Annotated in this window: 26 protein-coding genes and 1 pseudogene; 15 read left to right on the forward strand and 12 right to left on the reverse strand. The window is 59.1% G+C overall.

All coding sequences use genetic code 11. The features are described from left to right. Positions 1 to 152: 152 nt before the first annotated feature. Positions 153 to 1130: pseudogene (locus FAY22_RS22175) on the reverse strand (integron integrase). 200 nt (positions 1131 to 1330) lie between these two features. Here FAY22_RS22175 and FAY22_RS15970 point away from each other — a divergent pair. Then, on the forward strand, positions 1331 to 1678 hold the full coding sequence (locus tag FAY22_RS15970; protein WP_146331128.1) for a hypothetical protein: 348 nt from the start codon (positions 1331 to 1333) through the stop codon (positions 1676 to 1678). Positions 1679 to 1951: 273 nt separating this feature from the next. On the opposite strand, the gene FAY22_RS15975 is transcribed toward FAY22_RS15970, so the two are convergent. Next, a complete protein-coding gene (locus tag FAY22_RS15975) occupies positions 1952 to 2959 on the reverse strand; it encodes an AraC family transcriptional regulator (RefSeq protein WP_146331129.1) in 1008 nt (335 codons plus the stop codon). Between the two features lie 130 nt (positions 2960 to 3089). Between FAY22_RS15975 and FAY22_RS15980 the strand changes: the two genes are divergently transcribed. From FAY22_RS15980 to FAY22_RS16000, 5 genes are all read left to right on the forward strand, one after another. Further along, on the forward strand, positions 3090 to 3797 hold the full coding sequence (locus tag FAY22_RS15980) for an ABC transporter ATP-binding protein (RefSeq protein ID WP_146333485.1): 708 nt from the start codon (positions 3090 to 3092) through the stop codon (positions 3795 to 3797). Then, a complete protein-coding gene (locus tag FAY22_RS15985; RefSeq protein ID WP_146331130.1) occupies positions 3794 to 5197 on the forward strand; it encodes an ABC transporter permease in 1404 nt (467 codons plus the stop codon). The genes FAY22_RS15980 and FAY22_RS15985 overlap by 4 nt, the downstream gene beginning before the upstream one ends. A 45-nt stretch (positions 5198 to 5242) precedes the next feature. After that, entirely contained in the window at positions 5243 to 6025 is a 783-nt protein-coding gene (locus FAY22_RS15990; RefSeq protein ID WP_146331131.1) for an outer membrane lipoprotein-sorting protein, read from the forward strand. A 20-nt stretch (positions 6026 to 6045) separates the two neighbouring features. Continuing rightward, positions 6046 to 7287 carry a hypothetical protein gene (locus FAY22_RS15995; RefSeq protein WP_146331132.1) on the forward strand — a complete coding sequence of 414 codons (1242 nt, stop codon included), beginning with the start codon at positions 6046 to 6048 and terminating at the stop codon, positions 7285 to 7287. Between the two features lie 178 nt (positions 7288 to 7465). Next, positions 7466 to 7966: a hypothetical protein gene (locus FAY22_RS16000; RefSeq protein ID WP_146331133.1), complete on the forward strand. Its 501-nt coding sequence runs from the start codon at positions 7466 to 7468 to the stop codon at positions 7964 to 7966. Positions 7967 to 8095: 129 nt separating this feature from the next. Here the strand turns inward: FAY22_RS16000 and FAY22_RS16005 are convergent, their stop codons facing one another. After that, positions 8096 to 8458, reverse strand: coding sequence for a hypothetical protein (locus tag FAY22_RS16005; RefSeq protein ID WP_146331134.1), 363 nt, complete (start codon positions 8456 to 8458; stop codon positions 8096 to 8098). Positions 8459 to 8546: 88 nt separating this feature from the next. Between FAY22_RS16005 and FAY22_RS16010 the strand changes: the two genes are divergently transcribed. Together FAY22_RS16010 and FAY22_RS16015 are read left to right on the forward strand one after the other, a co-directional pair. Further along, the gene (locus FAY22_RS16010; protein ID WP_146331135.1) at positions 8547 to 9485 is read left to right on the forward strand and encodes an alpha/beta fold hydrolase; all 939 of its coding nucleotides are present in this window, start codon (positions 8547 to 8549) and stop codon (positions 9483 to 9485) included. Between the two features lie 205 nt (positions 9486 to 9690). Continuing rightward, positions 9691 to 9885: a hypothetical protein gene (locus tag FAY22_RS16015; protein WP_146331136.1), complete on the forward strand. Its 195-nt coding sequence runs from the start codon at positions 9691 to 9693 to the stop codon at positions 9883 to 9885. 240 nt (positions 9886 to 10125) lie between these two features. On the opposite strand, the gene FAY22_RS16020 is transcribed toward FAY22_RS16015, so the two are convergent. Further along, entirely contained in the window at positions 10126 to 10938 is an 813-nt protein-coding gene (locus tag FAY22_RS16020; protein ID WP_210411837.1) for a universal stress protein, read from the reverse strand. Positions 10939 to 11539: 601 nt separating this feature from the next. After that, positions 11540 to 11770, reverse strand: coding sequence for a hypothetical protein (locus FAY22_RS16030; protein ID WP_146331137.1), 231 nt, complete (start codon positions 11768 to 11770; stop codon positions 11540 to 11542). A gap of 712 nt (positions 11771 to 12482) precedes the next feature. Here FAY22_RS16030 and FAY22_RS16035 point away from each other — a divergent pair. From FAY22_RS16035 to FAY22_RS16050, 4 genes are all read left to right on the forward strand, one after another. Beyond that, on the forward strand, positions 12483 to 12788 hold the full coding sequence (locus tag FAY22_RS16035; RefSeq protein WP_246860534.1) for a YciI family protein: 306 nt from the start codon (positions 12483 to 12485) through the stop codon (positions 12786 to 12788). 513 nt (positions 12789 to 13301) lie between these two features. Next, the gene (locus tag FAY22_RS16040) at positions 13302 to 13844 is read left to right on the forward strand and encodes a C40 family peptidase (RefSeq protein WP_246860535.1); all 543 of its coding nucleotides are present in this window, start codon (positions 13302 to 13304) and stop codon (positions 13842 to 13844) included. A gap of 368 nt (positions 13845 to 14212) precedes the next feature. Continuing rightward, the gene (locus tag FAY22_RS16045; RefSeq protein ID WP_146331140.1) at positions 14213 to 14785 is read left to right on the forward strand and encodes a hypothetical protein; all 573 of its coding nucleotides are present in this window, start codon (positions 14213 to 14215) and stop codon (positions 14783 to 14785) included. Positions 14786 to 14984: 199 nt separating this feature from the next. Next, positions 14985 to 15491 (forward strand): hypothetical protein, encoded by a 507-nt coding sequence (locus FAY22_RS16050; protein WP_146331141.1) that lies wholly within the window; start codon positions 14985 to 14987, stop codon positions 15489 to 15491. Between the two features lie 641 nt (positions 15492 to 16132). Here FAY22_RS16050 and FAY22_RS16055 read toward each other — a convergent pair. The 5 genes from FAY22_RS16055 to FAY22_RS16075 form a co-directional block, all read right to left on the reverse strand. Next, the gene (locus FAY22_RS16055; RefSeq protein WP_146331142.1) at positions 16133 to 17890 is read right to left on the reverse strand and encodes a PQQ-dependent methanol/ethanol family dehydrogenase; all 1758 of its coding nucleotides are present in this window, start codon (positions 17888 to 17890) and stop codon (positions 16133 to 16135) included. 34 nt (positions 17891 to 17924) lie between these two features. Beyond that, complete coding sequence (locus FAY22_RS16060) at positions 17925 to 18320, reverse strand: DUF779 domain-containing protein (protein WP_146331143.1); 396 nt, start codon at positions 18318 to 18320, stop codon at positions 17925 to 17927. Between the two features lie 372 nt (positions 18321 to 18692). After that, a complete protein-coding gene (locus FAY22_RS16065; protein WP_146331144.1) occupies positions 18693 to 19520 on the reverse strand; it encodes an ABC transporter substrate-binding protein in 828 nt (275 codons plus the stop codon). A 111-nt stretch (positions 19521 to 19631) separates the two neighbouring features. Continuing rightward, positions 19632 to 20105, reverse strand: coding sequence for a cytochrome c-550 PedF (gene pedF / locus FAY22_RS16070; RefSeq protein WP_146331145.1), 474 nt, complete (start codon positions 20103 to 20105; stop codon positions 19632 to 19634). 198 nt (positions 20106 to 20303) lie between these two features. Continuing rightward, positions 20304 to 21962: a long-chain fatty acid--CoA ligase gene (locus FAY22_RS16075; protein WP_146331146.1), complete on the reverse strand. Its 1659-nt coding sequence runs from the start codon at positions 21960 to 21962 to the stop codon at positions 20304 to 20306. Positions 21963 to 22192: 230 nt separating this feature from the next. On the opposite strand from FAY22_RS16075, the gene FAY22_RS16080 reads away from it, so the two are divergent. Continuing rightward, positions 22193 to 23347, forward strand: a complete 1155-nt coding sequence (locus FAY22_RS16080) for a patatin-like phospholipase family protein (protein WP_146331147.1) — start codon at positions 22193 to 22195, stop codon at positions 23345 to 23347. 164 nt (positions 23348 to 23511) lie between these two features. Next, positions 23512 to 23952 carry a septal ring lytic transglycosylase RlpA family protein gene (locus FAY22_RS16085; protein ID WP_146331148.1) on the forward strand — a complete coding sequence of 147 codons (441 nt, stop codon included), beginning with the start codon at positions 23512 to 23514 and terminating at the stop codon, positions 23950 to 23952. A 45-nt stretch (positions 23953 to 23997) separates the two neighbouring features. Here the strand turns inward: FAY22_RS16085 and FAY22_RS16090 are convergent, their stop codons facing one another. Together FAY22_RS16090 and FAY22_RS16095 are read right to left on the reverse strand one after the other, a co-directional pair. Beyond that, positions 23998 to 24519, reverse strand: coding sequence for a hypothetical protein (locus FAY22_RS16090; protein WP_146331149.1), 522 nt, complete (start codon positions 24517 to 24519; stop codon positions 23998 to 24000). Positions 24520 to 24609: 90 nt separating this feature from the next. After that, positions 24610 to 25020: a hypothetical protein gene (locus FAY22_RS16095; protein WP_146331150.1), complete on the reverse strand. Its 411-nt coding sequence runs from the start codon at positions 25018 to 25020 to the stop codon at positions 24610 to 24612. A 142-nt stretch (positions 25021 to 25162) separates the two neighbouring features. On the opposite strand from FAY22_RS16095, the gene FAY22_RS16100 reads away from it, so the two are divergent. Beyond that, positions 25163 to 26185, forward strand: coding sequence for an integron integrase (locus tag FAY22_RS16100; RefSeq protein WP_146331151.1), 1023 nt, complete (start codon positions 25163 to 25165; stop codon positions 26183 to 26185). The last annotated feature ends 39 nt before the right edge of the window (positions 26186 to 26224 follow it).

Genomic DNA, 26224 nt, shown 5'->3' on the forward strand with positions numbered 1-26224 from the left:
GGGAAGTTTGATGTTAGCCGACGACGATTGTGGAGCAGCAAATCGCACGATAGCTAGGGCAGCTATCGTGCGGTTCCGCAGGCGCCATCGGCTATAAGTGGTCATTTCCCCCTGCGTTGTAAAGCTCCAAAGCGGTCGTTCGCCCAAGCTGGCTACTTCATGTTGTCGATAGGCGAAACAACGCCCCGTCCACCACGATTCAGCACATGTAAGTAAATCATCGTGGTCGACACGTCGCTGTGTCCAAGCAGTTCCTGCACCGTCCGGATGTCATATCCCGATTCCAGCAAGTGCGTGGCAAACGAATGGCGGAAAGTGTGGGACGTCACTCGCTTCGTCAGCCTGGCTGCTTCTGCTGCACGCTTGACTGCTCGCTGGAACGTCTGCTCGTACATGTGATGACGTCGCACAACGCCGGAGCATCGGTCGATTCGTGATCGGAGAGGAATACCCAAAACCAGCCCCATTGCGCCCCGGCCTTCGGGTATTTGCGCTCGAGCGCATCAGGCAGCATCACTCCCGGCCGACCATCCGCGCGATCTGCGCTGTAGAGCTCCTTGGCATACTCGATTTGTTCGCGTAACGGTCCCGCCAGCGCAATCGGCAACATAGTCACGCGATCCTTGCGCCCCTTCCTCTCCCGCATGAGGATTTCCCGCCGACCGAAATCGATATCCTTGACCCGCAAGCTCATGCACTCCATCAGGCGCATGCCGGTGCCATACATCAGACGCGCCATCAGTGCATGCGGCCCCTTCATTTCGTCGAAGACGGCGGACACTTCCCACGGCGTCAGTACAGTCGGCAGACGTGGCGGCCGGCTGAGGCGGTAGATGTCATCCATCCATGGAAAGTCGGTCTGCAGCACCTGCTTGTACAGAAACAGCAATGCACACAACGCCTGCTTATGGGTGGAGACACTGACCTGGCGCTCATTGGTCAGGTACGACAGGAAGCGCTTGATGTCATCCCCCCATGTCCATGGGATGTTTCATTGCATGGAACCGGATATACCATCGGATCCAGTAGACATGGGCCTCCTCGGTACGTAAGCTGTAATGCTAGTCACGAATGCAACTTCTTACCTGGTCGAGCAGCTTTGGTGGCTTGGAATGGGTTTCTGTATGGATATACAGTATGCGGCCGCAAGGCAGACGTGGCAAGGGATTCAGGCAAACCGGCAAGCCGGGATAGGCGGATGGCATGCCAGGTTACACAGAAATTTTTTCCTACCTATTTGAAGTCGTATGTAACGGCCATGCTCCGGTACTCGCTCAATTGCATATTGCTTCTTGCGACGCTAATCCGTCCTGCCTTAGCGGGAGGCACCTTGGGCAGCGAGGAATTGGATGCTTTGCTGAAGCAGCAACCTGACGTGAGGGAATTTTTGACTTCTACGCTGAAGCTCTCTGATTCAGCTTATGCAGAAGTGCGCCTTGGCGAGCATTTCAAAAATCTGGGTGGTGCAAGGATTGGTCCTTACACGATTCAGGCGAAGTCGCTGAAAGATGGCCGTTCTATCGAAGTTGTTTTGTGTACTCACACGCGCTTTTTGGACGATAACTGGAAGGAATTGCCGGAGGATCGCATCGAAACCGCTTCTAAAATTGATGAGAAGCTGGTCGCGGTGCTCCTTCAACAGCCAGACGAGAAAAGAGGGAAGCCACTTTGTCCGTAGAAATAACATACAACTTGACGCTGAACCCAGACACGCAACAAAAGCTGCCGCTTCGCGGCTGATTTGCGGGCCGGTTAGCTCGGCGTTGAATTGCACTGCGAATGACCGCTATCGGCAAGGCCGACCGGCCGATTTGGGTCGACTGCTCCAGTTCATGGCCAGCAGGCGAAGGTCGGCAACTGCGCGTAAAGCTGCCGGCGCCTCATAAACTTCGATTAGGTTCATCCGGCTGTTTGCAGACGGTCATCGCTACTGATTAATCCCAGAAAGCGGTCAATTGTGGGCTGAATGTTTCGAGGCGCCGGAGATGGCCTTGCTAAAAGACGACCGTCGTTCCGCCAGTACCCGATAGGGCCAGAATGCCTCGTCTTCTTCAATCAATCGCATAATCTGTGCAGGCGGGAATCCGGTAAGACGGCGCAACTGACGGCTCATGTGCGATTGGTCCGAGAAACCGGCGTCATCCGCCATTCCGGCCCAGTCGATCTTGCCTTCCTCACGCGCCGATAGCGCATTGAAATACAAGCGTTCAATCCGAATCAGGTGCTGAAGTTCACGATGCGTTTGCCCTGTCCACGCCCGGATTCGCCGTTCCACTTGACGAACGCTCCGGCCAAAACCGGAGGTTGCCGCCCGCAGCGTGATGGCGCGGAACCAGTCTTCCATCAGATTACCGGCCGGAGCTCCTGCCGGTCGAACCGACTGCCACCAAGCGTCGAGCCGCTCTTGAATCAGCGCGAAACGGTCGGCATCGCTTGGCGCGCGAAATACGTCTTCGCATAACTCGAGCCACCTGGAATCAAGCACCTCTTCGGCCGGCACCGTCTGATCAAGATAGGCACTCATGTCGCGTCCTGTCAGAGCGGTCACCGCTTCCGGATACAGCACCAGCATCATTACATGCACCGGCCCCGGATTCCAGCTTACCGGCGGAGTCTGGAAGGGGCCGCTGAATATCAGATTCGGCAGCATTGCTCCGGGCGCCCCCTCTTGCGGCGGCTCGACCATGTTCCCGCATCCCTCGAAGAACCAGGTGAGTGTGCACATCGGGGTTGCCGGGAAATAGTTGTAGCGCTGGGCGTCGGTAAGTGTGAGGTGACGCGTGTCCCGTATAACGACACCGAGTACACAACCGGATAGCGATACGCGCGGCAGGAAAAATGCCGTGGAGGGGCGGGAATCCGGATGCGAAGCGGGTAATTGAGCGTTAGGCAATGTTTGAATTTCGTTCACGACAATCTGGTTGATTGGCTGTTTGGCAATCAAACTAAGTAGGAACATGTCGCAATTGTTCTATAGGCAAAACTGTTTGTCCACGAAGATATGGGCGTAAATGACAATTTTTGGGCAAGAAGCCATACCTGTAAAACAGGTTGAGTTATGTCTCAAGCGCCATGTTGAAAGGAGAATCGTGAGTTCAGTTATTCTCAAGCAGGTTAATAAGTCCTACAGCATGGGTGCGATCACCGTGCCGGCCCTGGCAGGCGTCAATCTCGACATCCGTCCTAACTGCTTTACGGTCATCTCCGGGGCATCCGGTAGTGGCAAGACTACCTTGCTGAATATGATCGGCTGCATCGATCGCCCTGATGCCGGCGAGATCATTCTTGGTGCGCGTTCGGTCAATGCCATGTCGGATAATGAATTGTCCGATTTCCGCGTGCGCCATCTCGGTTTCATTTTCCAGAACTTCAATCTGTTGCCGGTATTGACGGCATATGAAAACGTCGAATACCCGCTGCTATTGGCCAAGATACCGGCACGGGAGCGCAAGCAGCGCGCGATGGCTTTGCTGGACGCAGTGGGGTTGGCGAACAAGGCTGGCAACCGGCCCGGGCAGCTTTCCGGCGGCCAGCGGCAGCGTGTGGCTATTGCGCGCGCGCTGGCTACGTCGCCGCAGCTGGTGCTGGCTGACGAGCCGACTGCCAACCTCGACAGTGAGACCGGCGCGGCCATCATTGCCTTGATGCGCAAGATGCAGCATGAGCACAAGGTGTCGTTCGTCTTTTCCTCCCACGATCCCAAGGTGTTGGCAGAGGCCGACGATGCAGTGTTTATTCGTGACGGCCGCATCACGGGTATCGAGCGGCGCGCGGCGGCGCCGGAAAGGTTTGCATGATGGTATTTTCACTCGCACTGCGCAATTTATTGCGCAATCGGCGTCGCTCGTTGACGACCTTGTCGGCGATGGTGGTTGGGTTGGTGTCGATGCTGATCTTCGGCGGCTATGCGCGTAACGCGATTCTCGCTACCCAGACCGGTTACGTGCAATACCACGGCCATCTGCAGATTCAGCACAAAGGCTATTTCCTGTATGGCAGCGGTAATCCGGTGGCTTACGGCATTTCGGATTATCAGCGCATCATCGATGCGGTAAAGAAGGACCCGGTATTGCAGCCGATGCTGGTGGTTGTTACACCTAGCCTGCGGCTGAATGGCATTGCGGGTAATTTCTCGAATGGCGTATCGAAAGGAGTTGTCGCTGCCGGCGTGATGGCGGACGACCAGAACAAGATGCGCAAGTGGGACGATTACGGCAGCTTGAGTTATGCGCCCCCGATTGCTCTGGCCGGCACGCCGTCCGATTCGGCGGTCATCGGCACCGGCGTCGCACGGCTGCTGCAAATGTGCGCGCCGCTGAAGCTCAAGGACTGCCCGTCGGCGGAAGAGGTTGGCGCTTCCGGCAGCGTGAGCGGCAACGCGCCTGACGCGCCGGCTGACATCGCGGTCTTGTCGGCGCTCGAACAGGCCAATGCGCCGCGTGCCGACGCCACCCATATCGAACTGCTGGCGGCGAACGTGCGCGGTGCGCCCAACGTCACCGGACTGAACGTCGCACGGGCGGAAAACTGGGGCGTCAAGGAAATCGACGACTCGCTGATCGTCATGCATCTGGACCAGGCGCAGCGCCTGGTCTTCGGCGGCGCCGCCCCGCAGGTAACGGCGATCCAGCTCCAGCTGGCTCATACTGCGCAGATTCCAGCCGCGAGAGCGCGCCTCGAACGATTGCTTGCAACCGAGTTCAAGGGCATGCCGCTCGAAATCCTGGACTACGAAACGCTGACGCCGATCTACAAGCAGGTCATCCAGTTCTTCGACTCGATATTCGGCTTCATCTCGATCCTGATCTACGTGATCGTGCTGTTCACGGTCGGTAACACGATGAGCATGGCGGTGGTCGAGCGCACGACCGAAATCGGCACCCTGCGCGCCATCGGCCAGCGGCGCGGCGGCATCCGCAGCCTGTTCGTCTGCGAAGGTGTGCTGCTGGGACTGATCGGCGCGGTATCGGGTATCGCCATCGCCTTGCCGATTGCTTATGTGATCAATCACAGCGGCATGACCTGGGCGCCGCCCGGGTATTCGTACGAATACCCGGTCATGGTGCGGGTATGGGGCGACAACAAGCTGATGTTTGGCACGGCGATCAGCCTGGCCATCGTGACCGTCATTTCCGCCTGGTGGCCGGCCAACCGTGCTGCAAAGCTCAACATCGTCGATGCGTTGCGCCACGTATAGAGCTCCACTCTCCTTGATTCAGACCATCCAAGGGAATAACGCGATATGAAAAAGCGGCAATTTATAAGCGCTGTCTTGTTTGCGGTTTGGGGATTCAGTACCGGCACCGCATGTGCCAAACCCGGCGCGCAGGAAATCCTTGCGGCCAGCGACGCCGTCCGCAATCCCGATCATCCGTTCGGTTTGACGACGACGCTGACCGAGTACCGCAACGGCAAGCAGACCGACGTCAGTACGCTCGCCGTGTATTCAAAGGCGGACAAGGACAGCGGTCAGTTTCGCAGCCTGATCCGCTTCGTCGCCCCGGCGCGGGACGCCAACAAGCTGATGCTAAAGTCGGGCAACGACCTGTGGTTCTACGATCCGGCCAACAAGGCCAGCATCCGGATTTCACCGCAGCAGCGCCTGCTTGGCCAGGCGGCGAACGGCGACGTCGTCACCTTCAATCTCGCCAAGGATTATCGTGCCACGCTGGTGGGCGAAGAGGAGGTGCTGGACGGCGACCGGCAGAAGCGGAACTGCCACAAGCTGGCGCTCGAGGCGATCAAGCCGGACGTGACCTATTACCACATCGAAGTGTGGATCGACACCTCCAGCAATCGCCCGGTCAAGTCCCGCTTCTACAGCGAAAGCAATCGGCTGCTGAAAACCGCCTATTACCGCCAGTACGAAAAGCAGTTGGGAGCCGAGCGGCCGACCGAAACCGTGATCATCGACGGCCTGGATCCGCAGTGGGTAACGGTGCTGCGCTTTACCAATTGGGCAGAGCGAGAGGTGCCCGAGGCTTGGCTGCAGCGCGACTATCTGCCGCGCTTCAAGCCTGAATAGCCGTGCGGCCGGCATTCGCGTTGGCGCTGGCGCTGCTGGCCGGCGCATCCTGGGCGGAAGACCCGGATGAGGCAGCCTTGTCGCTGCCCGGCAGCGCGCATCAGGCAGCCGAGAGCGCACGGGTCTGGCAGTTGTTTGTTGAGGGGGCGGCTGCACACGCGCAAATTCGTAACACCGCGCTCGCCGAAGAGGATCGCTCCACCCAGCGCCTGTCGGTCGACTTGCAGGCCGACGCGACGCTGGCGTCCGGACTGCGCGCCATGCTGGCCGACCGGGTCGACGTCGGCTGGCAGCATCGGTTCGAGCAGCGAAAATCGATTAACACGCTGAAGGAAGCGTACCTCAGCTGGCAGCAGCGCAACGACGTTATCGTCGATCTTGGCTACGTCAATCAGTATTCCGGCGTAGCTTTCGGCTACAACCCGACCGACTTCTTCCGCGAAGGCGCATTGCGCTCGCCTGTGTCGGTCGATCCGACCATCATCAAGAAAAACCGTCAGGGCAGCGCAATGCTGCGCGGGCAGATGCTGTGGGACGGCGCCTCGCTGACGGCGCTGTATTCCCCCGCATTGAGCGATCCTCCCAGTTCCCCTGCTTACCTGCCCGACTGGGGAGCGACCAATCAGCGCGACCGCGGCCTGCTGATCTTCAGCAAGCGGATCAGCGAAGATCTGCACCCGCAGTGGCTGCTGTACAAGAATCAGGGTGCCTCGCCGCAGTTCGGCATGAATCTGACCAAGCTGATCAATGACGCGACGGTGGCCTATTTCGAATGGTCAGGCGGACGCAGTCCGCTGCTGCTGGCGCAAGCCTTGGGTCAAGACGGGGACAAGGCATTCCGCAACCGCATTGCGACCGGCCTGACCTACACCACCAGCCACAAACTCTCACTGACCTTTGAATATCAGTACAACGGCGCCGGCCTTGAAAAGGCGCAGTGGGATGCACTGCCGAGGGTGTCACTGCCAGCCTACGTCCGTTATCGCCAGTTTGCGCAATCGGCGCAGGAAATGCCGACACGCCATGCAGCGTTCTTCTATGCGACTTGGCAGGACATGCTGGTCAACCATCTTGATCTGGCGGCGATGGTCCGCCGCAACAGTGATGATCACAGTCGCCTTTCCTGGATTGAGCTCCGCTACCGTTGGACGCACGATGAAATCACCTGGCAATGTCAGGTCGATAGTGGCGATTTGTTCAGTGATTACGGCGCTTCACCTTTACGCAAGGCTTGGGAGGTTTCATATCGGCATTTCTTTTGAGCGAAACAGGCTGTCGCGGTGAGTCGGTCGCCGCGCGTAACGGCAGAGTGCCGTACATAACGGCGAATCCTGTCCGTAGAAATAACAATTACCCCCAAAAAATCAGTTAATGCGACGCATACTTCTCCCACTTCTTCTGCTTCTTCCGTGCAGTGCCTTCGCTCTGGAGCAAGACATTTTGAATGCACTCGAATCTGTCGCCGGCATCTACAGCAGCATCTACATCCATGAAGCAGGCCACGCGATGGTCTACAAAGCCCTGGGCGCATCCGACATCACCATTGAAGTGCCGCGACGCGGAACGATCTTCAGTGGACAGACCTCAGGCAATTTCGCTCCCCCCCTCACTCAAGGCCAGGAGAGACTTGTCGCAATCTCTGGCCTCGCCGCAGCAAACCTGGCAGGGGAGCTTGTGCTGCAGCACAAAGGGCTTCGTGGTTCACCGTATGCACAGGCGATTCTTGGCACATCCGTGATTTCAAATTTGATTCACGTAACGCACTACTACACGAAGATTCGAGGAGTCGATGGTTATGCTGGGAATGACATCGACCAGTATGAATTGGCAGGAGGAAATCCGCACCTCATGTCTGCCTTACTCTCTGGATACACAGTGTGGACACTGCATCGAATGCGAAAGCAGGAGGTTCCGCTGTTCTATTTTGACCTTCGTTTCTAGGCGATGAGGCCCATCCCATCATTCCAGCAAATCGCCTTCGGCGGCCACTGAATTTCAATGTTGGGCTGCGTCATGACATCCGCTTCGTTTCATCATTTCTGGTTGCTCCATCTTTTCTGAAAGCACGCTTCATGAAATCACGCATTCTTTTTCTATTTCCTTGCTGCCTGCATCTTTTGGCTGCTTGCGGTAGTGTTCGTCTTCAAACCCTAAGTGAGGCCACAAATGAAGTGAATAAGTCATTTCAATATCAGGCCGAGCGTCAGTGCGATAAATACGACGGCCAACAAAAATACGACTGCAAGCGCCAAGTGAGGAACGAATATGAAGCACAAAGGCGGGTGAATTCAGAAACAATCCGATGAAGTCAATTTTAGGTAGTTCAACTTGTTGGTCGAGCACACCGCCGACGTTGAAACCATCCGGGGTATCTTGCTGATCGTCTTCACTCCGCGCGCCAGAGCAGAGGACGGGATAAGGTCTTGCAATCACGCATATAGTGGATTACAAGACCTGACCAGAATGGCCGCCACTCAACACCCTCCATTACATCGATAATTTCGCTTACAGGAACTGTCACATGCGCATACTGAAATTTACTCTAGTGGCCTTGACCGCGTTCATGGCCTGCGTGTTCGCCTTCACCCACTTCGCACCGGAACGCGCCACCGCCATTCTGCTCGACCTCGACCGCTCCCGTTCCGGCATGGTCCGCAAGGAAATCGACTTGCCCAACGGTTTGCACTACGTTTATCTCGAAGGCGGGCAAGGCGAGCCGCTGATGCTGTTGCACGGCTTTGGCGCGGACAAGGATAACTTCACGCGCGTGGCGCGCCACCTGACGCCCCGCTACCACGTGATCGTGCCGGACCAGATCGGTTTTGGCGAATCGTCGCACCCGCCACAAGCCGACTATACGGCCCTTTCGCAAGCCGGCAATCTGCATGCGCTGGCACAGGCTCTCGGCATCAAGCAGCTGCACCTGGGCGGCAGCTCGATGGGCGGGCAGATCGCGCTGACCTATGCATCGCTTTATCCGGATCAAGTCGGCAGCCTGTGGCTGCTGGCACCGGCTGGCGTGTGGAGCGCCCCGCCCGGCGACCTGGCAAAAAGCATGCAGCGCAGCGGGAAAAACACGCTGCTGCCGAAAAACGAGGAAGAGTTTGCGCGCCTGTTCAGCTTCGTGATGAGCGATCCGCCCTATATTCCGCGCTTTGTGAAGAACGTGATCGCGCAGGAAAGCATCGTCAATTACGATTTGCATGCGCGTATTTTTGAGCAAACCAAGAATGACAATACGCTCGAAAAGCGTGTCGCGGGACTGCAAACGCCGACCCTGATCGTATGGGGTGAGCAAGATCGCGCGCTGCATGTTGACAGCGCCGCGATCCTGCATAAACTGCTGCCACGCTCGCAAGTGATTATCCTGCCCAACGTCGGCCACTTGCCGATGATAGAACGCGACGAGAAAGTCGCGGCCGACTACCTTCAGTTTCGCGCCGGACTGGCCAAGCCTTAGGCAGGCTTACTGCTCTCTACACATCCAACCCGTGCCCCCTATTTTTATCTGTGCGTAAAGCCGGTCTTGCAATCACTGAAGGCTGTCCCCTACCTCACATACAGATATTCACCGAGGAAATGTTGGCTATCCCAGCTTTGAATTGGCATTGCTGCCCGGAAGTCCGTATTCTGGTTTCCAACGTATCAATGATTTGGAGCCCGCCATGGAATATCTCGAATTTTTGTCCCTCGGCGTCGCCGTTGCCGGCGTCGGCCTGCGCTGCTATTTCTTAATGAAAGAGAAAGCCGCCCTGCGGGCAGAGGCCGAGCAGCATCTTTCGCCGCGTGCCCAGCGCGTACAGGAAGCAACGATCGCACGCCGCCTGTTAAGCTACCACCGTGGATTCTTCCACGCCTGATCGCAAGGCGAAAGCAAAATAACGGGGCGCTGGCTCCGCTCCTTGATTCACAATCGCAGATGGATGGTGAGCAGCCGCCGGTTTAGTGCACACCATGCACCTCGGAATCGAAGTGGACGATGCAGTCCATCGCGCCCCCGGAAACTACCCGGCGGGCAAGCAGTGCGACCTCTCACGCCTGCTTGCGTCGGATGGGAACAGCTGCCTTGAAATCTCTGTTCCCCCGACGAACTCAAACGCTTAATTGGACATGAGCACTGGTACGGTCATGTGCCTGAGTATGTAGCGGGTTCCAGCGCCGCGACTCATAAACGGCAATCCGATATGTCCCTGGGCGCCCATGACGAGCAGGTCTGTCGCAAGGTCGGTGGTTGCGTTGAGCAGCATGTCCATGATGCCGATGTCAGTGACCAGCATGACTTGCGATTGGGCTTGGATATCGTGGCAGGCCAGATGGCGAATGACATGATCGCATGCGCTGCGTCCCTCTTCCGCGTTGGTGGCAAACGACATGACGGTCGCCTTTTCACACCCTTCCATCAATGGCAGTGCGTCGTTGAGTGCACGGGCCGCCTCACGCACATTGCTCCATGCAACGAGCGGGCGTTTGCCGACTTCGGTGAACTTGCCGATGTAAGGGATAATCAGTACGGGGCGTCCGGCATTAAGCACGACTTCTTCGGTCAGATCGGCAGGAACACTAGGGCTGATCTTGTCGTCATTCTGCCCCATGATGACAAGGTCGGCGTGGCGCGCCCAATCTGTCATCCGTCGCACCACTTCAGCTTCGCTGCCGCGATTAATGTCGTGCCACTCGGCCTGCGGCAAGCCGGCCGCGGCTGCCTCAAATGCAGCCTTGCTCGCCTCTGCGGCGGCGGCGTATTCCGGGGTGGGCCAAGAGGACACCACGCCTACGCTCTGCGATTGCGCCAGCTGCCCAAACACCCCAACCAGGCGCGCTTGGTGCATGCGCGCAAGCGATACGGCCAAAGCCAGCCTGCAAGAAGTACGCTCGCTTTGATCCAGGTGAACCATCAGATTTTTCAATGACATACCTTATCCTCCACGACGTCGACGCTGCTCAGTGTAGATGTAATTAATGTGTTGCACAACGAAACTTTCCCTGAATTACCCGCGGCTTCGTGATCTGTTGCCCGCTCTATCGAGGGCGCGAATACCAGCGAGAGAGGAGACTGTACTCCCTCGTCATAGGGACGTGTTGATTGCCTGCAATGGGCGAGAGCAATTTTGCAGGCAGGTCTTCGGTGTCCGGTTACGTTCAGCAAGCAGATCGACGAAGAAAGATGGCAAGGAAAGACGATAGACGGCCGAAAGCGGACAGCTACCCCACGTCAAGATTGCTGTTCGAAATCCATGGCTTCGACTTCGTCATCTGAAGCAAGCGGTTTCCCGAATGCCTGGAGCCAAAGGTAGCCTGCCCCCTGCTGTCAGCGGCGCGAGGAAGATTGCCATCTTCGATGAAGTGACAAGTTCTGGTTGTCCGACGAACGCAAGGTTCGTAATAAAGATAGACATCTAAATCCAATGCCACCGAGCAGACCCGCTCCGCTCTGCCCCGCCTGCCGACGCTGCCCAATAGCTGCATCGGGGAGTGGCTGCCGCATCACTGGATATCGGCCGACTATTCTTTCCATTAAGGGAAGGTCAAGTCCAAACCGAGCCTTCTGGCAAGGACGAAGGTGACGAGCACCAGGCCCAGGAGCGATAGCATGAAGACTGCGGCCACCTTGCCGCCCGCGCGTAGCAACGCGCGCTTGTCCATCTCCTTCGGTCCTTGATCGTAATGCCACTTGATGGCGAAGAACATGCCCGTGCCTAACGCGAGAACCTTGAACGTACCGGCGACTATAGGGAACCAATCCATGATTTTGAGTATTTCCAGGCTATTACTTGGCACTATCTATCGTGAAGAGCATTACCTCAAAACGCTGCTTCAACAGCTTCTTTTTTGTTCAAACCATCTGAAACGTCAGCGAAAAGCCATGCAAGTATGATCCTGCTGCACGTTCTGAGGCATTCTACTTAAAAGCAAATTCCATACATCGAGACAAAATGTCCCAGTTGAAATCTATGCAAGATGATGATTTGCCAACTTGGTAGCCGCGATTGGCCGTGCACGGCGGACTGCGTTTCCTGCAAATTGCGGATGCGCTGCAGGCGGCAGTGGTCGTATTCCTTCGCTTAATTCAACTCACTGGGAAGTGGTGATGAAACACTTTAACCTGCCGCTCGACGCTGCCACGCAAGCGTGTCGGTCAGCGCTAGCTACATTGAACGGCAGCTTCCCCACTTGCCGGGAGGCGGCTTTGGGTCGTTCTCGCTGCCCCGCAGCCGAGGACCGGCCGGCTGGAACCAGACGCAGACTGGTCATCACGGGAAGCACATCCAGGCAGCGAGATCGGCCGCAAGCAGATGTACCATGGAAGAGTGTTCGGACGTCGGCATACCATACAGAGGAACCCAGACAACTGCTTAACTGGGTATCCAATAAGTCAGGCCGCTCACGCGTTTCCAACCATCAATCCTAAAGATGAAGCTTCATGGCCAAGTACCTGATCTCTTTCCCCAGCGCGGCGATGGTAGTACCCGATGGCGAGTGGGACGCGGTAAGCCGCGACGCGCACGCCGTGATCCATGAAGCTAAGGCCGCTGGCGTCTACGTCTTTAGCGGCGGCATCGACGAAGACGTTCCGCCCGCGCTTGTTTCGGCCGACGGCACGGTCGCCGAGGGCGGCTACCCGTGGGCTCCCCCGCTCAATGGCGGCTTCACCGTGCTCGAACTGCCCTCGCGCGAGGAAGCCGTCGCGTGGGCCACGCGCTTCGCGACGGCTTGCCGCTGCGACCAGGAGCTGCGTGTCTTCGGGTTCGACCCGCAGTCGTGACGACGGCATAGAAATGGCGCAGAAAATGCGGCCAGATTCAGATGTTGAATCGAGCCGAGAATGACCGCTATCGTTAAGGCCGACCGGCCGATTTGGGTCGGCAGTTCTCCTTCATCCCGCTCTAGTGGTCGTCTGAAAGGCAGCCGATAGCTGCCGTCTCCTCAAGCGTGCCTTCCAGGCACTACCGGCCATGAGTGGACTGTTCCTCAATAAGCGGATGAACCGCCTTTCAAAAGAAAGATATGCCTTGGGTTGGCGCAGGCCGGAACACCCGGCCGGGGCTAGGGCTGCACCGCGCCACTGAAGCCGACGAGTGAATGGGTGGATGCCCAACGCATCGAGCCGGCATCGACGGACGTTGGCCACCAGACCCGTTTGGTTCCCGCTGGGCGTCGGCCGTTTCATGCATGGAAACAAATCCTTACCTTATTGGTTTTGACGCAATAACACGGTTTCCACTACGCTCCAATGCTTCCAAGATTTACGAACCATCAGAGCATCCCGGGAACACCCATGCGTAGCGTCACTTTTCTCCTTGCCTGCTGTCTGGTCGCCAGCGCGCACAGTGCCGATCTGTCCTCTTCCGGGGCCAGCACCGCGCAACCTGCCGCTGACATGAGCGGGCCGACGCATGAGATCACGGCGCGCGCCCTCGCCCTAGTAGGAAGCAAATATCGCTTCGGCGGCACGTCTCCGGGGCGCGGCTTTGACTGTAGCGGCCTGGTGGACTACGTCTTCCACGACACGGCAGCGCAGGAGCTGCCGCGCACCGCGGCTGAGATCAGTCGGGTGGGAGAGAAAGTTGACATCGACCAGCTGCAACCGGGCGACCTGGTGTTCTTCAACACATTGCGGCGTGCGTTTTCCCACGTCGGTATCTACTTAGGCGGCAACAAGTTCATCCACGCGCCCCGCTCGGGCGCGAAGGTGCGCGTGGATGCGTTGGACCTGGCTTACTGGAAGAAGCGTTTCAACGGTGCGCGCCGGATACTGAGCTTTAAGCAGCCAACGCAGCTCGCTAATGTCGATGATCGGGTGACGATGTATCTTTTTTAGCGTGCCTGCCTCGTCGCGTCACTAGCGTGGTGGCGGCGGTTCCCTTGATAAAGATAGAAGAGATACCGCAGGCGTGGAACCGGCAGCAGCAGGTGCCGCGCCTGCCAGATGATCGACACGGGTACCAGGGCTCAATGGTTGAGGTTCGCCACGTAGTCAGTGGGACACCAAGCACTTTGGTCTGTAATTTGCCGGGAATCAGACACTTGAGGCGAGAGAGGCACCATCTGGTCCCGGCCAATACCGGCCTGTCGACGTAGCCCGATGACCGCCAAAAGCCGACGTTGCTAATTTTGGGTGGCAGATCAATGCAGGGGAGACTGAACCTGCATAGCGCTAGAATGTAGATATAACTCTGCGGGGAGAGCATGGGAAATGTGATGATTTTAGGACTGGGCGGAGCAGGCTCATCTATGGCGACCCAGATGTACGTACCACTAAATACAGAAATCGTGCTGGCGAATACGGACGTCAAAGCGCTTTCTAAGTATGAGAATTTCCAATGTATTGCTCTGGGGGCCACGAACGGGGCGGCGCAGAGGGCGTTCAATCCTTCGATAGTGCGCAAAGCAGTCGAGGAATCCCTGCCGGAATTGGAAGCCGCAATTGGAAAACCTGAGTGTCTCATTCTCGTCGTTGGCCTTGGAGGAGTAACTGGCACAGTATCTGCGGCAGTTCTTGCCAAGCGGATGAAAGAGCGCAGTATCCCTGTAGTCGTCGCAGCAACTGCTCCATTCAGTATCGAGGGAGAACGACGTAGGATTGCGCAGCAGGCTGTCCAAGACTTGAACAGCTTGGACCTCCCGACATTGGTGGTCGATCTTGCCGATTTCGAGAAAAGTCATGGGGATAAGCCTATGGTCGATGTTTTTCGAAACGCGGTCCAAACACTGACTCAGATGGTGCAATCACATGTGAACGAAGCTGAGTTACATGTATGAGCACTGATCCCAATTTGCATACCCTCGAATACGACCATCTTTTAGACAAAATTGAGCACTATCGTCGCTATGATCGAATGCGTCCCTGGATAGGAAATGGTTACCCTTCCAGAGTTGCAAAGTATTGCTGGTGGCTGAGAGTCATTATGTAGGGCGGGAATTTAAGTTTCACCTAGATCCAGCTAAATGGTATGCCGGGGTGGATACTGAAACCTCAAAAGGTTTTTGGACGCGAGACATTATTTCCAATGGCATCAAAAACAAGTGGCGAAAAAAAGAAGCAATTCTCTACCGGAACATCGATAGCGCATTGCGTACCAGCAGTCTATTTTCCCCTTGTCCAGCCAATGCCTTCACGGAAGTAGCATTCATGAATTACTTTCAACGGCCGGCCGATACTAACGGAGACTCCATTCAGGTTCACCAACAAGACGCGCAGGTGGCGAACGAGGTTTTCCGAGCAGTGGTCCACGCGATTAGTCCTGATATCGTCATTTTCTGCAGTTCGCTCGCGTACCGAAATGCAAAAAAATTTGAAGTGCCGAATTTTTTGAATTTGCGGAACGTACTATGTGGGCACGTACCCCATGCAGGGATGCCTTGGTGGAATCGGGTTGCGAAGAAATATGGCGGCAGAACCGGCAAACAGGTGTTTGCCGATTTCATTGAGCAAAAGGTACTTCTGGAATTGAAAAGGACCGCTTAAGTGATGCATATGATGGTGTGTCCACGGTCAGTCTTTTTCACCGAGTAAAGCCGCCGGTACCGCGAAAACGCCGACCGAGCACATCTGCAATAAGCGTCCGGGCATCTACAAGCACGTCCATTGATTTAAAGCTAATCTGCAAAAGTGAATCGACCTCGGTTCCGTAGTCAATATAAGGCTTCTCATTGACTCTGCAGGCGAATGGCCGCTTTTAGGGGCTGGCAATGGCGCGTTTGGGTCGGAATCTGTCATTCACTGAGGCTTGGCAATGACTGAAGAACGGTCTATTACAGCCGGCCGTCATGTCTGCATCGTGCCCTGTGGTATCGGATTTGCACTTCACCTGCGTATCACCCCAGTACCCGCACTAGCCCAGCCCCATCAACTTCATGCGCCCAGGCGCTTTTCCTTCCGCATTCTACGAAGCGTAGATGCGTCGATTGCCTCATCAAAAATTTTCCACGCTTGCTTGCAGGCCGTGCTGAACAAGTCCGGCCGCCCCCAAGAACGCGCCCCCGCACCAGCCCGTTCACCAATAAAAAAGGCCGGCGATTTGCACCGCCGGCCCAAAGATCTCAACGAAAGCAGTGGAAGACGATCCGCGTTCCGCGAGATGGAGGGGGAGACAAGGCCCCTGAAACTTAAATTGATGACAGCTTGAACACCCAGACCGAACCGCCCTGCTCCAGGAAGTTCACGCGCTTGGCGACTTCGCCGCCCCACAGCGGCACCGCGCCGCCCCAGCCGGATACCACCGCCACGTATTGCGTGCCGTTTTCCTGCCAGGTGATCGGGGGCGCAACCACGCCGGAGCCGGTCTGGAACTTCCACAATTCCTTGCCCGTCTTGGCGTCGAGCGCTTTCAGGTAGCCTTCCGGCGTGCCGTAGAACACCAGGTCGCCGGCGGTGGTCATCACGCCGCCCCACAGCGGCGCATTGTTCTTCGCTTCCCACACGATCTTGCCGCTCTTCGGGTCGATCGCGCGCAGCGCGCCGATGTAATCCTCATGCAGCGGCTTGATGGTGAAGCCGGCGCCGAGGTAGGCCGCGCCCTTCTTGTAGCTGATCGGCTCGTTCCAGATTTCCATGCCCCACTCGTTGGCCGGCACGTAGAACATCTGCGTCTTCGGGCTGTAGGCCATCGGCATCTGGTTCTTCCCGCCAAGGAAGGACGGCGCGGAGAACACCGATTCGCCCTTCTTGCCGTCGCTGCCCTTGGTCGGGTCGCCCGGGCGGCCGGTCGGCGAGTAGTTCGGGCGGCCGGTCTTGAGATCGATGCTGGTGGCCCAGGTGATCTTGCGCACGAACGGGAAGGCGTTTTCCAGCTTGCCGTTCTTCGCGTCGATCACGTAGAAGAAGCCGTTGCGGTCGGCCTTGCCGCCCATGCGCTTGCCGTTCATGTCGAACGTGACGAATTCATTGACGCCGTCGAAGTCCCAGCCGTCGTGCGGGGTGGTCTGGTAATGCCACTTGATCTGGCCGGTCTCGACGTCGAGCGCCACCGTCGACGAGGAATACAGGTTGTCGCCGGGGCGCAGGTGGCTGTTCCACGGCGCCGGGTTGCCGGTGCCGAAGTAGGCCAGGCCGGTGCTCGGGTCGTAGGTGCCGCCCAGCCAGGTGGCCGCGCCGCCGGTCTTCCACAGCTCGCCCGGCCAGGTCTTGTTGGTGGTGCCGGTGATGCCGTTCTCGATCTGCTTGCCGTCCTTGTCGTACTTGTAGCCCATGTGGCCTTCCACCATCGGGCGCATCCACACCAGTTCGCCGGTGCGCGGGTTGCGCGCCTCGACGCGGCCGACGATGCCGAACTCGCCACCGGACACGCCGGTCAGCAGCAAGCCCTTGGCGATCAAGGGCGCGGCGGTGTTCGAGTAGCCGGCCTTGTAGTCGTCGATCTTTTCCTTCCACACCACCTCGCCGGTCTTCTGGTCGAGCGCGACCAGCTGGGCGTCGAGCGTGGCGAAGATGACGAGGTTGTCGTACAGCGCGGCGCCGCGGTTGACCACGTCGCAGCAGGGCATGATCGCTTCCGGCAGGCGGTGCTCGTACTTCCACAGCTTCTGGCCGGTCTTGACGTCGAGCGCGTAGATGCGCGAGTAAGACGCAGTGACGAACATGACGCCGTCGTGGATCAGCGGCTGCGACTCCTGGCCGCGCTGCTTTTCACCGCCGAACGAGAAAGACCACGCCGGCACCAGGCGCGAGACGGTCTTGGCGTTGATCTGGGTCAGCGGCGAAAAGCGCTGGCCCTGCTGGCCCATGCCCCAGCTCAGCACCTCTTTACCGCTCCTGGCGTCGCCCTCGATCATCGCGTCGGTGACGCCGGCCGCCTGCGCGCCGCCGGCGACAACCAGCGCCGCCAGCACGGACCATCGGATCGGATTGGATTTCTTCGTTTTCATTGCTCCTCCTTGTTGTAGTGAAAGAATGCTCAAACTACTGGCGCACGCACTCGCGCGCCGCCTGCCGCGCCAGCCGTTCGCACTCCTCGTCGGAGAACGGCCGGGTCCGGACGAAAAACCTTTTCCCGGTTCCGTTCTCCAGCGAAAACATGCCGCCGGCGCCATCGAGGACGTCGACGATCAGCTGCGTATGCAGCCAATACTCGGCGTCGTCGCGTCCGACATAAAACGCCGATCCGTGCAACACGCCGAGGCAGACATCGGACTGCCCGATGCTGAATTCGCCCGCCGGATAACACATCGGCGAGCCGCCTTCGGCGCAGTCCCCGGACTGGAAAAAGATCAGCGGGCCGTAGACCCGCATCAAGGTATCGATCAGTTGAACGGCGGCCTCGGTGGCCACCACTCTGGACGGTGTCGTGTGTGCCATATCTGTCCCGCTGCGGTCTAGGTCAGCGTGCTGCGGCCGTCGCCCTGCCGCCGGTTGTACTGTCCTGTGCGAATGTCATGTCGGCCTCCGATGGTCAAATAGGGGATGGGGATGTTCCGTGCGTTGACGGAACAGCCTGTCCTTCGCAATAGGCGTGCCATGTCGCTTCCATCGGCATGGATTGGCATGCAGCGCCCGTGCGCAAGCCGTTTGGCGCATCCCTGCGCCACACGGCGTTCAGCATGGCGCCGGCAGCTGTCATGTTTTTGCGCAGTTCGGCGGACGCTGCTCCAAACTGCAGCAACACGGCGCAAATAACAAAAGGCCTGCCGGGCGATGCGCCGGGCAGGCCTTGCGGCACGTGAAGCAGGCTCAGGGTTTTACCTGCCGCACGCCGTACCTTGCGAAAATCTGCGCCATCTCGCCGGAGGCTTCCAGTTCGTTGACGGCGCTCTGCAGCGCCCGCGCCAGCTCGACGTCGTCCTGCCGCACCGCCATCCCGACCACCCATCCCTGGCGCGGCAGGCGCGCAAAGAACAGGTCCGACAGCGGATAGCCGGGGTCGCCGCGCAGCGCCGACTCGATCTCCGACTGGTTGGCCAGCACCGCGTCGAGCTCGCCGGCCTTCAGCGCGGCCAGCGCGGCGGCAGCGGTGTCGTAGATTTTCACGCTGTCGCGCAGCTTGCCGTCCTGCTCGCCCAGCAGCACCATGGCGGCGATCGACACCTTCTCGGCGCCGACCCGCTTGCCGACCAGGCAGTCGGCCGCTGCGCACTCGGGGATCGCCTGCGCATTGCGCACCAGGCGCACGCGGTCGCGGTAGTACGGGGCGAAGATCGACACCTTCCTGTTTTCGGCCATCAGCGCCTTGTCGACCGGGACATGCATCATCACGTCGGCCGGGCCGTAGCCGAGGTAGTGGCCCTTCCACACCATGTTGCGCAAATCGTCGTTCAGGCTTTCGCCGGCGTCGAACGGCAGCAGGTTCACGCGCAGCCCGAGCTTCTTGGCCAAGGCATTGGCCAAATCGACGTCGATGCCGCCGCTCTTGCCGGAGAAGGGCTGCATGTCGTTGTAGACGGCCACCTTGAGCACGCCGGCGTGGCGCAGCTGGTCGAGGTCGGCGAAGGCGGCCTGCGCGCACAGGCTCAGGGCGCAGAAGAGCGAAAGCAGCAGCGAGCGCCTGGGAAAGGGTTTCATGGTTGTCTCCGGTATTGTTGGTTTATTCAGAAGGTTCGGCGGCGCGCGGTCTTTGCCGGCGCGGCAGGGACGCGGGCGTGCATCCCGCGCCGCCTTCCCTGCATGCGGCGCTTACTTCGTCTCGCGCCGCGTTTCCAGGTAAGCCTTGATCGACCACATCGCTTCCTGGCTCAGCGTGCCTTCGAACGGCGGCATGTAGACCGCGCCGTTGCGCACCTTGCCGTGCCGGGCCGACGTCAGGAAATACTGGTCGATCTCCTTGAAGCAGTCCTGGCGCTTCGTTTCATTCTTCTGGCCCATGCAGTCGCGGTCGAGCTTGCGCAGGTCGGGCGCGATGCCGCCGGAGATCGCCTCGATGCCGTGGCAGCGCGCGCAGTTCTGGTTGAAAGCGGAACTGCCGATGCGGATGGCTTCCGTATTGCCGCGGAACGGGTTCTCGTCGCGCCAGCCTTCGCCCAGCTGCGGCAGGGACTTGGTGTCGACCGGCTGGGGCGTGACGTCGCCGTGCGCGGCGGCGGGCGGAGCATGCATCGCGGCAGCGGACAGCACGACGGCCAGCGAGCACAGGGTGAGAGAGATTTTCATGTTGCCTCCTTAACGTTTTAGTGAATTGGGTCACCACGTCGAGGCAAGGAGCGTGCCACTGGATTTCGAGCGCCGTGCGCGGGCCGCTCCGCGGCGCACTGGTGCAATATGGGACAGCGGTGCTAAAAGCTGACACAGTGGCGCACGCAAAAAAAAGCAGGGCCCGCGCCCTGCCTTTTTAAAGAAGATCGTATCTGGCTATTTCGCCAACTCCTTCTCCTGCAGCGCGCGCCACATCACCTTGCCGGTGGCCGACTTCGGCAGCGCGTCGACGAATTCCACCTGCTTCGGCACCTTGTAGGCGGCCATCTTTTCATGCGCCCATCGCATGATCTCTTCCTCGGAGGCGTCGGCGCCGGGGCGCCTGACGATCACCGCCTTCACCGTTTCGCCGCGATACGGATCGCGCGCGGCGATGATGCAGCATTCCTGCACCGCCGGATGCTGGTACATCGTCGATTCCACCTCGGCCGGCCACACCTTGAAGCCGGAGGCGTTGATCATGCGCTTCAAGCGGTCGGTGAAAAAGAAGAATCCGTCCTCGTCCATGTAGCCCAGGTCGCCGGAACGGAAGAAGCGCTTGCCGTCGAGCTCGGCGAAGGCCTCGGCGGTCTTTTGCGGATCGTTCCAGTAGCCCTGGAACACTTGCGGGCCGTGGATCCAGATTTCGCCCACCTCGCCCTGCGGCAGTTCCTGGAAGGTGACCGGATCGACGATGCGCGAATCGACGTTCAGTTCCGGGATGCCCAGGCACTGCTGCTTCATGCGCTGCGGCGGATTGATGTGGGTGGCCGCCATCGTCTCCGACAGGCCGTAGCCTTCCATGTAGGTCTGTCCGGTCAGCTCCAGCATCTTTTGCGCGATCGCCGCCGGCATCGCCGCGCCGCCGCCGGACACGCGGCGCAGCCCGGAGATGTCGTATTCCGGCAGGCGCGGGTTGGACAGGAAATCGATCATCATGGTCGGGATCAGGGTCCAGGTGGTGACCTTGTAGCGCGTGATCAACTGCCCGGCCGCGTCGCGGTCCCAGCGCGGCAGCACGACGATGGCGCCGCCGCAGTAGATCATCGCGTTCATCACCGACTGCATGCCGGTGACGTGGAAGAACGGCAGCACCGCCAGCGTGACATGGTCCGGCACCACCGGCGCCGACCAGGTCGGGCTGGCCACCGCGTTGAACATCACCGAGCGGTGCGTATGCACGCAGCCCTTCGGCTTGCCGGTGGTGCCCGAGGTGTATGGCATGCAGGCCAGGTCATCGGGGCCGGCCTCGTGCGCGCGCGGCGCCTGCTTCTGGCCGAGCGCATCGCGCCACGCCACCACGCCGGGCATGGCCGGCACCTCGCGCGGGGCGCGCACGAAATCCGGCACGGCCAGGTCGGTTTCAGCCGTTGCGTAGTCGGAATAGGTCGCCACGATCGCGTGCGCCAGGCCGGTGGTGCCGACCAGCGGGGCGGTGCGCGCGAAGATTTCCTGCGACACGATCGCCACCTTGGCGCCGCTGTCGTCGATGTAGTGGCGCAGCTCGTCGGTCATCAGCATCGGATTGACCGGTACCACCATCGCGTCGGCGCGCAGGATGGCGTAGTAGGCGATGATGAATTGCGGGCTGTTCTGCATGTTCAGCAGCACGCGGTCGCCGCGCTTCACGCCGCACGCGTTCTGCAGATAGCCGGCCAGCGCCAGCACCTCCGCGTGCGCCTGCGCATAGCTCAGCACGGTATCGTAGAAAATGATCGCGGGCCGGTCCGGATAACGGCGCGCGGAAATATCCAGGTTCGCATACACGCTCGTGTCGGGCGTGCTGATGGCATACGGCAGCCCGGCGGGCCAATGGGGAAAGTGCGTGGTGTTCATTGTCTCTGCTGTTTTTATAGGTGGAATTCGATTATAGGTGCGCACTAGAAATATGCTTTACTGCGGCGCAACACCATTGTGCGCCCGCCCTCGCCGCCGTGAATGTCAAATCCTTGACAATGTGCGCGCGGCATCGTCCCCGGGCAATTGCGGCGCGCATGCCGCGGCGACGGGAACCAATCGCGGCTTGCACCTGCCTACCTCACAAAACCACGAGCAATGGCGAACCAATGAATGCGAAATCGACGTTGACAGTCACACCGCGCCCGCGCGTGGCGCTGGTGCTGCAGGGGGGCGGCGCGCTCGGCGCCTATCAGGCCGGCGTGTACCAGGCCATGCACGAGCACGGGCTGACGCCGGACTGGGTGGTGGGCACCTCGATCGGCGCGATCAACGGCGCCATCATCGCGGGCAACGAACGCGACAAGCGCCTGCCGCGCCTGAAGGAATTCTGGGACACGATCGCGCACAGCGACCTGCTCGACATGCACCAGGTACCGGACGCGGCGCGGCGCTTCAACACCTGGCTGACCACGCTCGACTCGGTGGCGCGCGGCGTGCCGGGCTTCTATGCGCTGCGCTGGATGAATCCGTTCGCCGCCGGCCTGGTGGTGCCGCCGGAAGACGCCAGTTTTTACGACACGACCGCGCTGGAAGCGACGCTCACGCGCCTGGTCGACCTGGAGTGCCTGAACCGGACGAGCGGCGTGCGGCTGACGGTGAGCGCGATCCGCGTCACCTGCGGCCGCCTGGAGAATTTCGACACCGCGCACCACCCGATCGACATCCGGCACGTCATGGCCAGCGGCGCCCTGCCGCCCGGCTTTCCGCCGGTGCGCATCGATGGCGAGCTGTACTGGGACGGCGGCCTGTATTCGAACACGCCGCTGGAATCGGTGCTGGCCGACGAACCGCACGTCGACACGATCTGCTTCATGGTCGACCTGTGGAGCGCGGAAGGGCCGGAGCCGGTCAGCATCGAACAGGTGCACACGCGCCAGAAGGACGTGCTGTACGCGTCGCGGTCGCGGCGGCACATCGACGCCTACCTGCGCGGACACAAGCTGCGGCGGCTGGTACGCATGCTGCGCGCCAAGGTGCCCGACGACCAGTTGAGCGCGGAAGAACGCCAGGAGCTCGACAAGGTCGGCGTCGACACCACCATGCACATCGTGCGCCTGGCCTATGCCGGGCGCGACTGGCAGATGGCGTCGAAAGACTTGAATTTCTCGAAGGGCTCGATCCAGTGGCGCTGGGACCAGGGCTACCAGGACGCCAGCCGCGCCATCGAGGCCGCAGCCTGGCGCAGCGCCGCCCCCGAAGGCGCGGGCGTGCTGGTGCACGAAATCGGCCCGAAGGGCAGCGAACGACGGCTGACCGCGTAGAAGCCCAGGCGGCGCCACCAGCGGTCCGCTTGGAATTTTAGAAACTTATCTACCCGCGCCGGCGTCGAATGGATGCGCCGGCTGCTTCCTCGCTCTTGCAACGCGCAAGCATTTTCCGGCGCAACTTTCCCTGCATCAGTACGCCAAAGAAAATGAATATGTCGATGCGAAACATCCTCCCGCTGGCGCTGCTGTGTTCCTGCTGCATCGCTGCAAACGCCCTCGCCGCCGAAGCGCCGCAACCCCAGAAGCAGCAAGCGAAAAAGGCCGCCACACCAGCCACCGACCGCTCGGGCAAGACGCGCAAGGGCAAGGCTTCCTATTACAGTCACAAGCTTGCCGGCAAGAAGATGGCGGACGGCACGCCGATGAATCCGGATGCCAACATCGCCGCCAGCAAAACTTTGCCATTAGGAACCAAGGCCAAGGTCACCAACCTGGAAAACGGCAAAAGCGCCCACGTCGAAATCAGGGACCGAGGCCCCTACGTGGATGGCCGCATCGTCGACGTCTCTCCCAAGGTAGCCAGGCAGCTCGACATGGATGAACAAGGCGTGGCGCCGGTCGAGGTCAAGCCGACCGAATTGCCGCCGAAGCAGGAATAGCGATTGTCTTTCGACAAGCCGGGAAGCGGCCATTCAACGCTTTGTTTAACGACGCTCGCTTGACGTCGCCGCCAACCTTGATCGGGCGGCGCTCATTAACGCCTTCGTGTAGAAGTGGTGAAAACCATGAAAAGCGTGGAAGGCAAAGCCGAAAGACGCTGCGCCTTCGGAAGAACGAGACAACGGCACGACCGCTGAGCCGAAATAGAGCCGGGTCGCTCGTGCGCCAAGTGGTGCCGCCATGAGCCAGGACCGCGTGCGGCCAAGAAAATCGCGCAACAACAGTTGGTCGGGCTTGCGATCCTCCACGCTCCACACTGCAAAGTTAGATGACGTGCCACTGGCTAGCTCCAGCGCTCCCGCATCGGAAGATGGTCTGCTCGCCAGTAGCGCAAGGATGTACCTTTCCACCTTGAATAATGGGGTGGTGTAAAACGTCGCAACGTACTCTTTGAAGGAGACAATGCGAGGCACATCCATGTGATAGCAGTCGGTGTACGAACCATTCTGTCTATAGCGGTGGAGCGAGGCCTCTGGCGGTAGCTCTATTCGACGAATGGCTGACATGGCAGTTTCAATGGGTGGTTTAACGACGGAGGTCAGGGGCAGGCGGACAGCGTAGCTGGCCGACTGTCCCCTGGACCGAATTGTTGGGCGTCATGGTTTCCTCCACTCCACGGTTGTTCCATCCCAATCTCCTTGCGCTGCGACGTAGCCAAAACGTGCCCTCAAATAGGCACGGTTATTGGGATCACTCCTGATACGGTTGCCAATTGCTGTCTTGAGTTGCTCATGACGGGCACGTTCGTGGGGAAGCGCCGGATGCGATTCAATAGTTACTTCATTGCGCTTGTAGGCCGCATTCCAGCGTAGCCAGATAGCCCAGTCTTCAAGAACAAGCGCGAGAAGTTCATCGCTCACTGGGGAAACAAAATAGGTATCTCCATATTCGTCGGTGCTGTGGTCGAACTCGGCCTCGTAGATATGCGGGATACCGTTTACCTCGGCAATGCCTAGACGGGGACCGTCGTAGTAATCGTTAACGGTAAGAACGCGCTCGGGTTTCATGGCGCCCAACTGGTACTTATACGGACAGGGTGAGCTGATAAGCATGAACACAGGCTGATAAGCATTTTGGTTTGATCCCTCGCAAGCCGCGCCGGTCCTGCGTTTGGCACGATACTGTATAAATAAACAGTAATAAATAATCGTGAAAGACGTCACATCCACTCTTGCTCCATCACAGCCGCCAAAGTTGCTTGATCAGCTGCGTCGTTGCATTCGTGACAGTCATTATAGTGTCCGCACTGAACGTGCTTACGTCTATTGGGCGCGATGGTATATCCGCTTTCATGGCCTGCGCCATCCCATGGATATGGGTGCACCGGAAATCCAGGCCTTCATGTCGTACCTGTTCAATGAACGCAAGGTCGCCGGTGCTACCTATACCCAGGCGCTCTGTGTATTGCTCTTTCTCTACAAGAAGCTGTTGAAGATCGAGTTGCCGTGGATTGACGGCATCAGCCGCCCCAAGAAGCCGGCCAGGCGGCCGACGGTCCTGACCCGGCAGGAAGTGGAAATGATCTTTGCCCAAATGTCCGGCGTCTATGGCTTGATTGCCCGACTGTTATACGGCACGGGAATGCGCCTGATGGAGTGCGCTCAGTTGCGGGTGAAGGACGTTGACTTCCAGCGGCGAGAGATTATTGTGCGACAGGGAAAGGGAGGCAAGGATCGCATCACGATGTTGCCGCTGGCATTAGTTGCACCGCTTCGTGAACAAATTGCCCAAGCCAAATTGCTCTATGAAGAGGATCGACTAAATAAACGGAATAGAGTCATGCTGCCTGGCGCACTGGAGCGTAAGTACCCGGCAGCAGGAACCCAATGGGGATGGTTCTGGGTTTTCCCGTCCGATCACGAATCGACCGACCCGCGCAGTGGTGTCGTCCGGCGGCATCACGTATACGAGCAAACCATTCAACGCGCGATCAAGCAGGCGGTCATCGCGGCCAAGCTGACGAAACCGGCTTCCACGCATACCCTACGGCATAGTTTCGCCACCCATCTGCTAGAAGCAGGATATGACATCAGGACCGTGCAGGAGCTTCTGGGGCATGCGGATGTGTCAACAACAATGATATATGTCCACGTGCTGAACAAGGGCGGACGTGGTGTCGACTCTCCTATCGACCGACCGATGGCGCGCCAAGTAGGCGAATATATGCAATGAGGCGCCAAGTTGTTGAACCGAAGAGCTACTGATGGCCGG

Source organism: Noviherbaspirillum sp. UKPF54 (genome assembly GCF_007874125.1).
Lineage (GTDB): Bacteria > Pseudomonadota > Gammaproteobacteria > Burkholderiales > Burkholderiaceae_D > Noviherbaspirillum.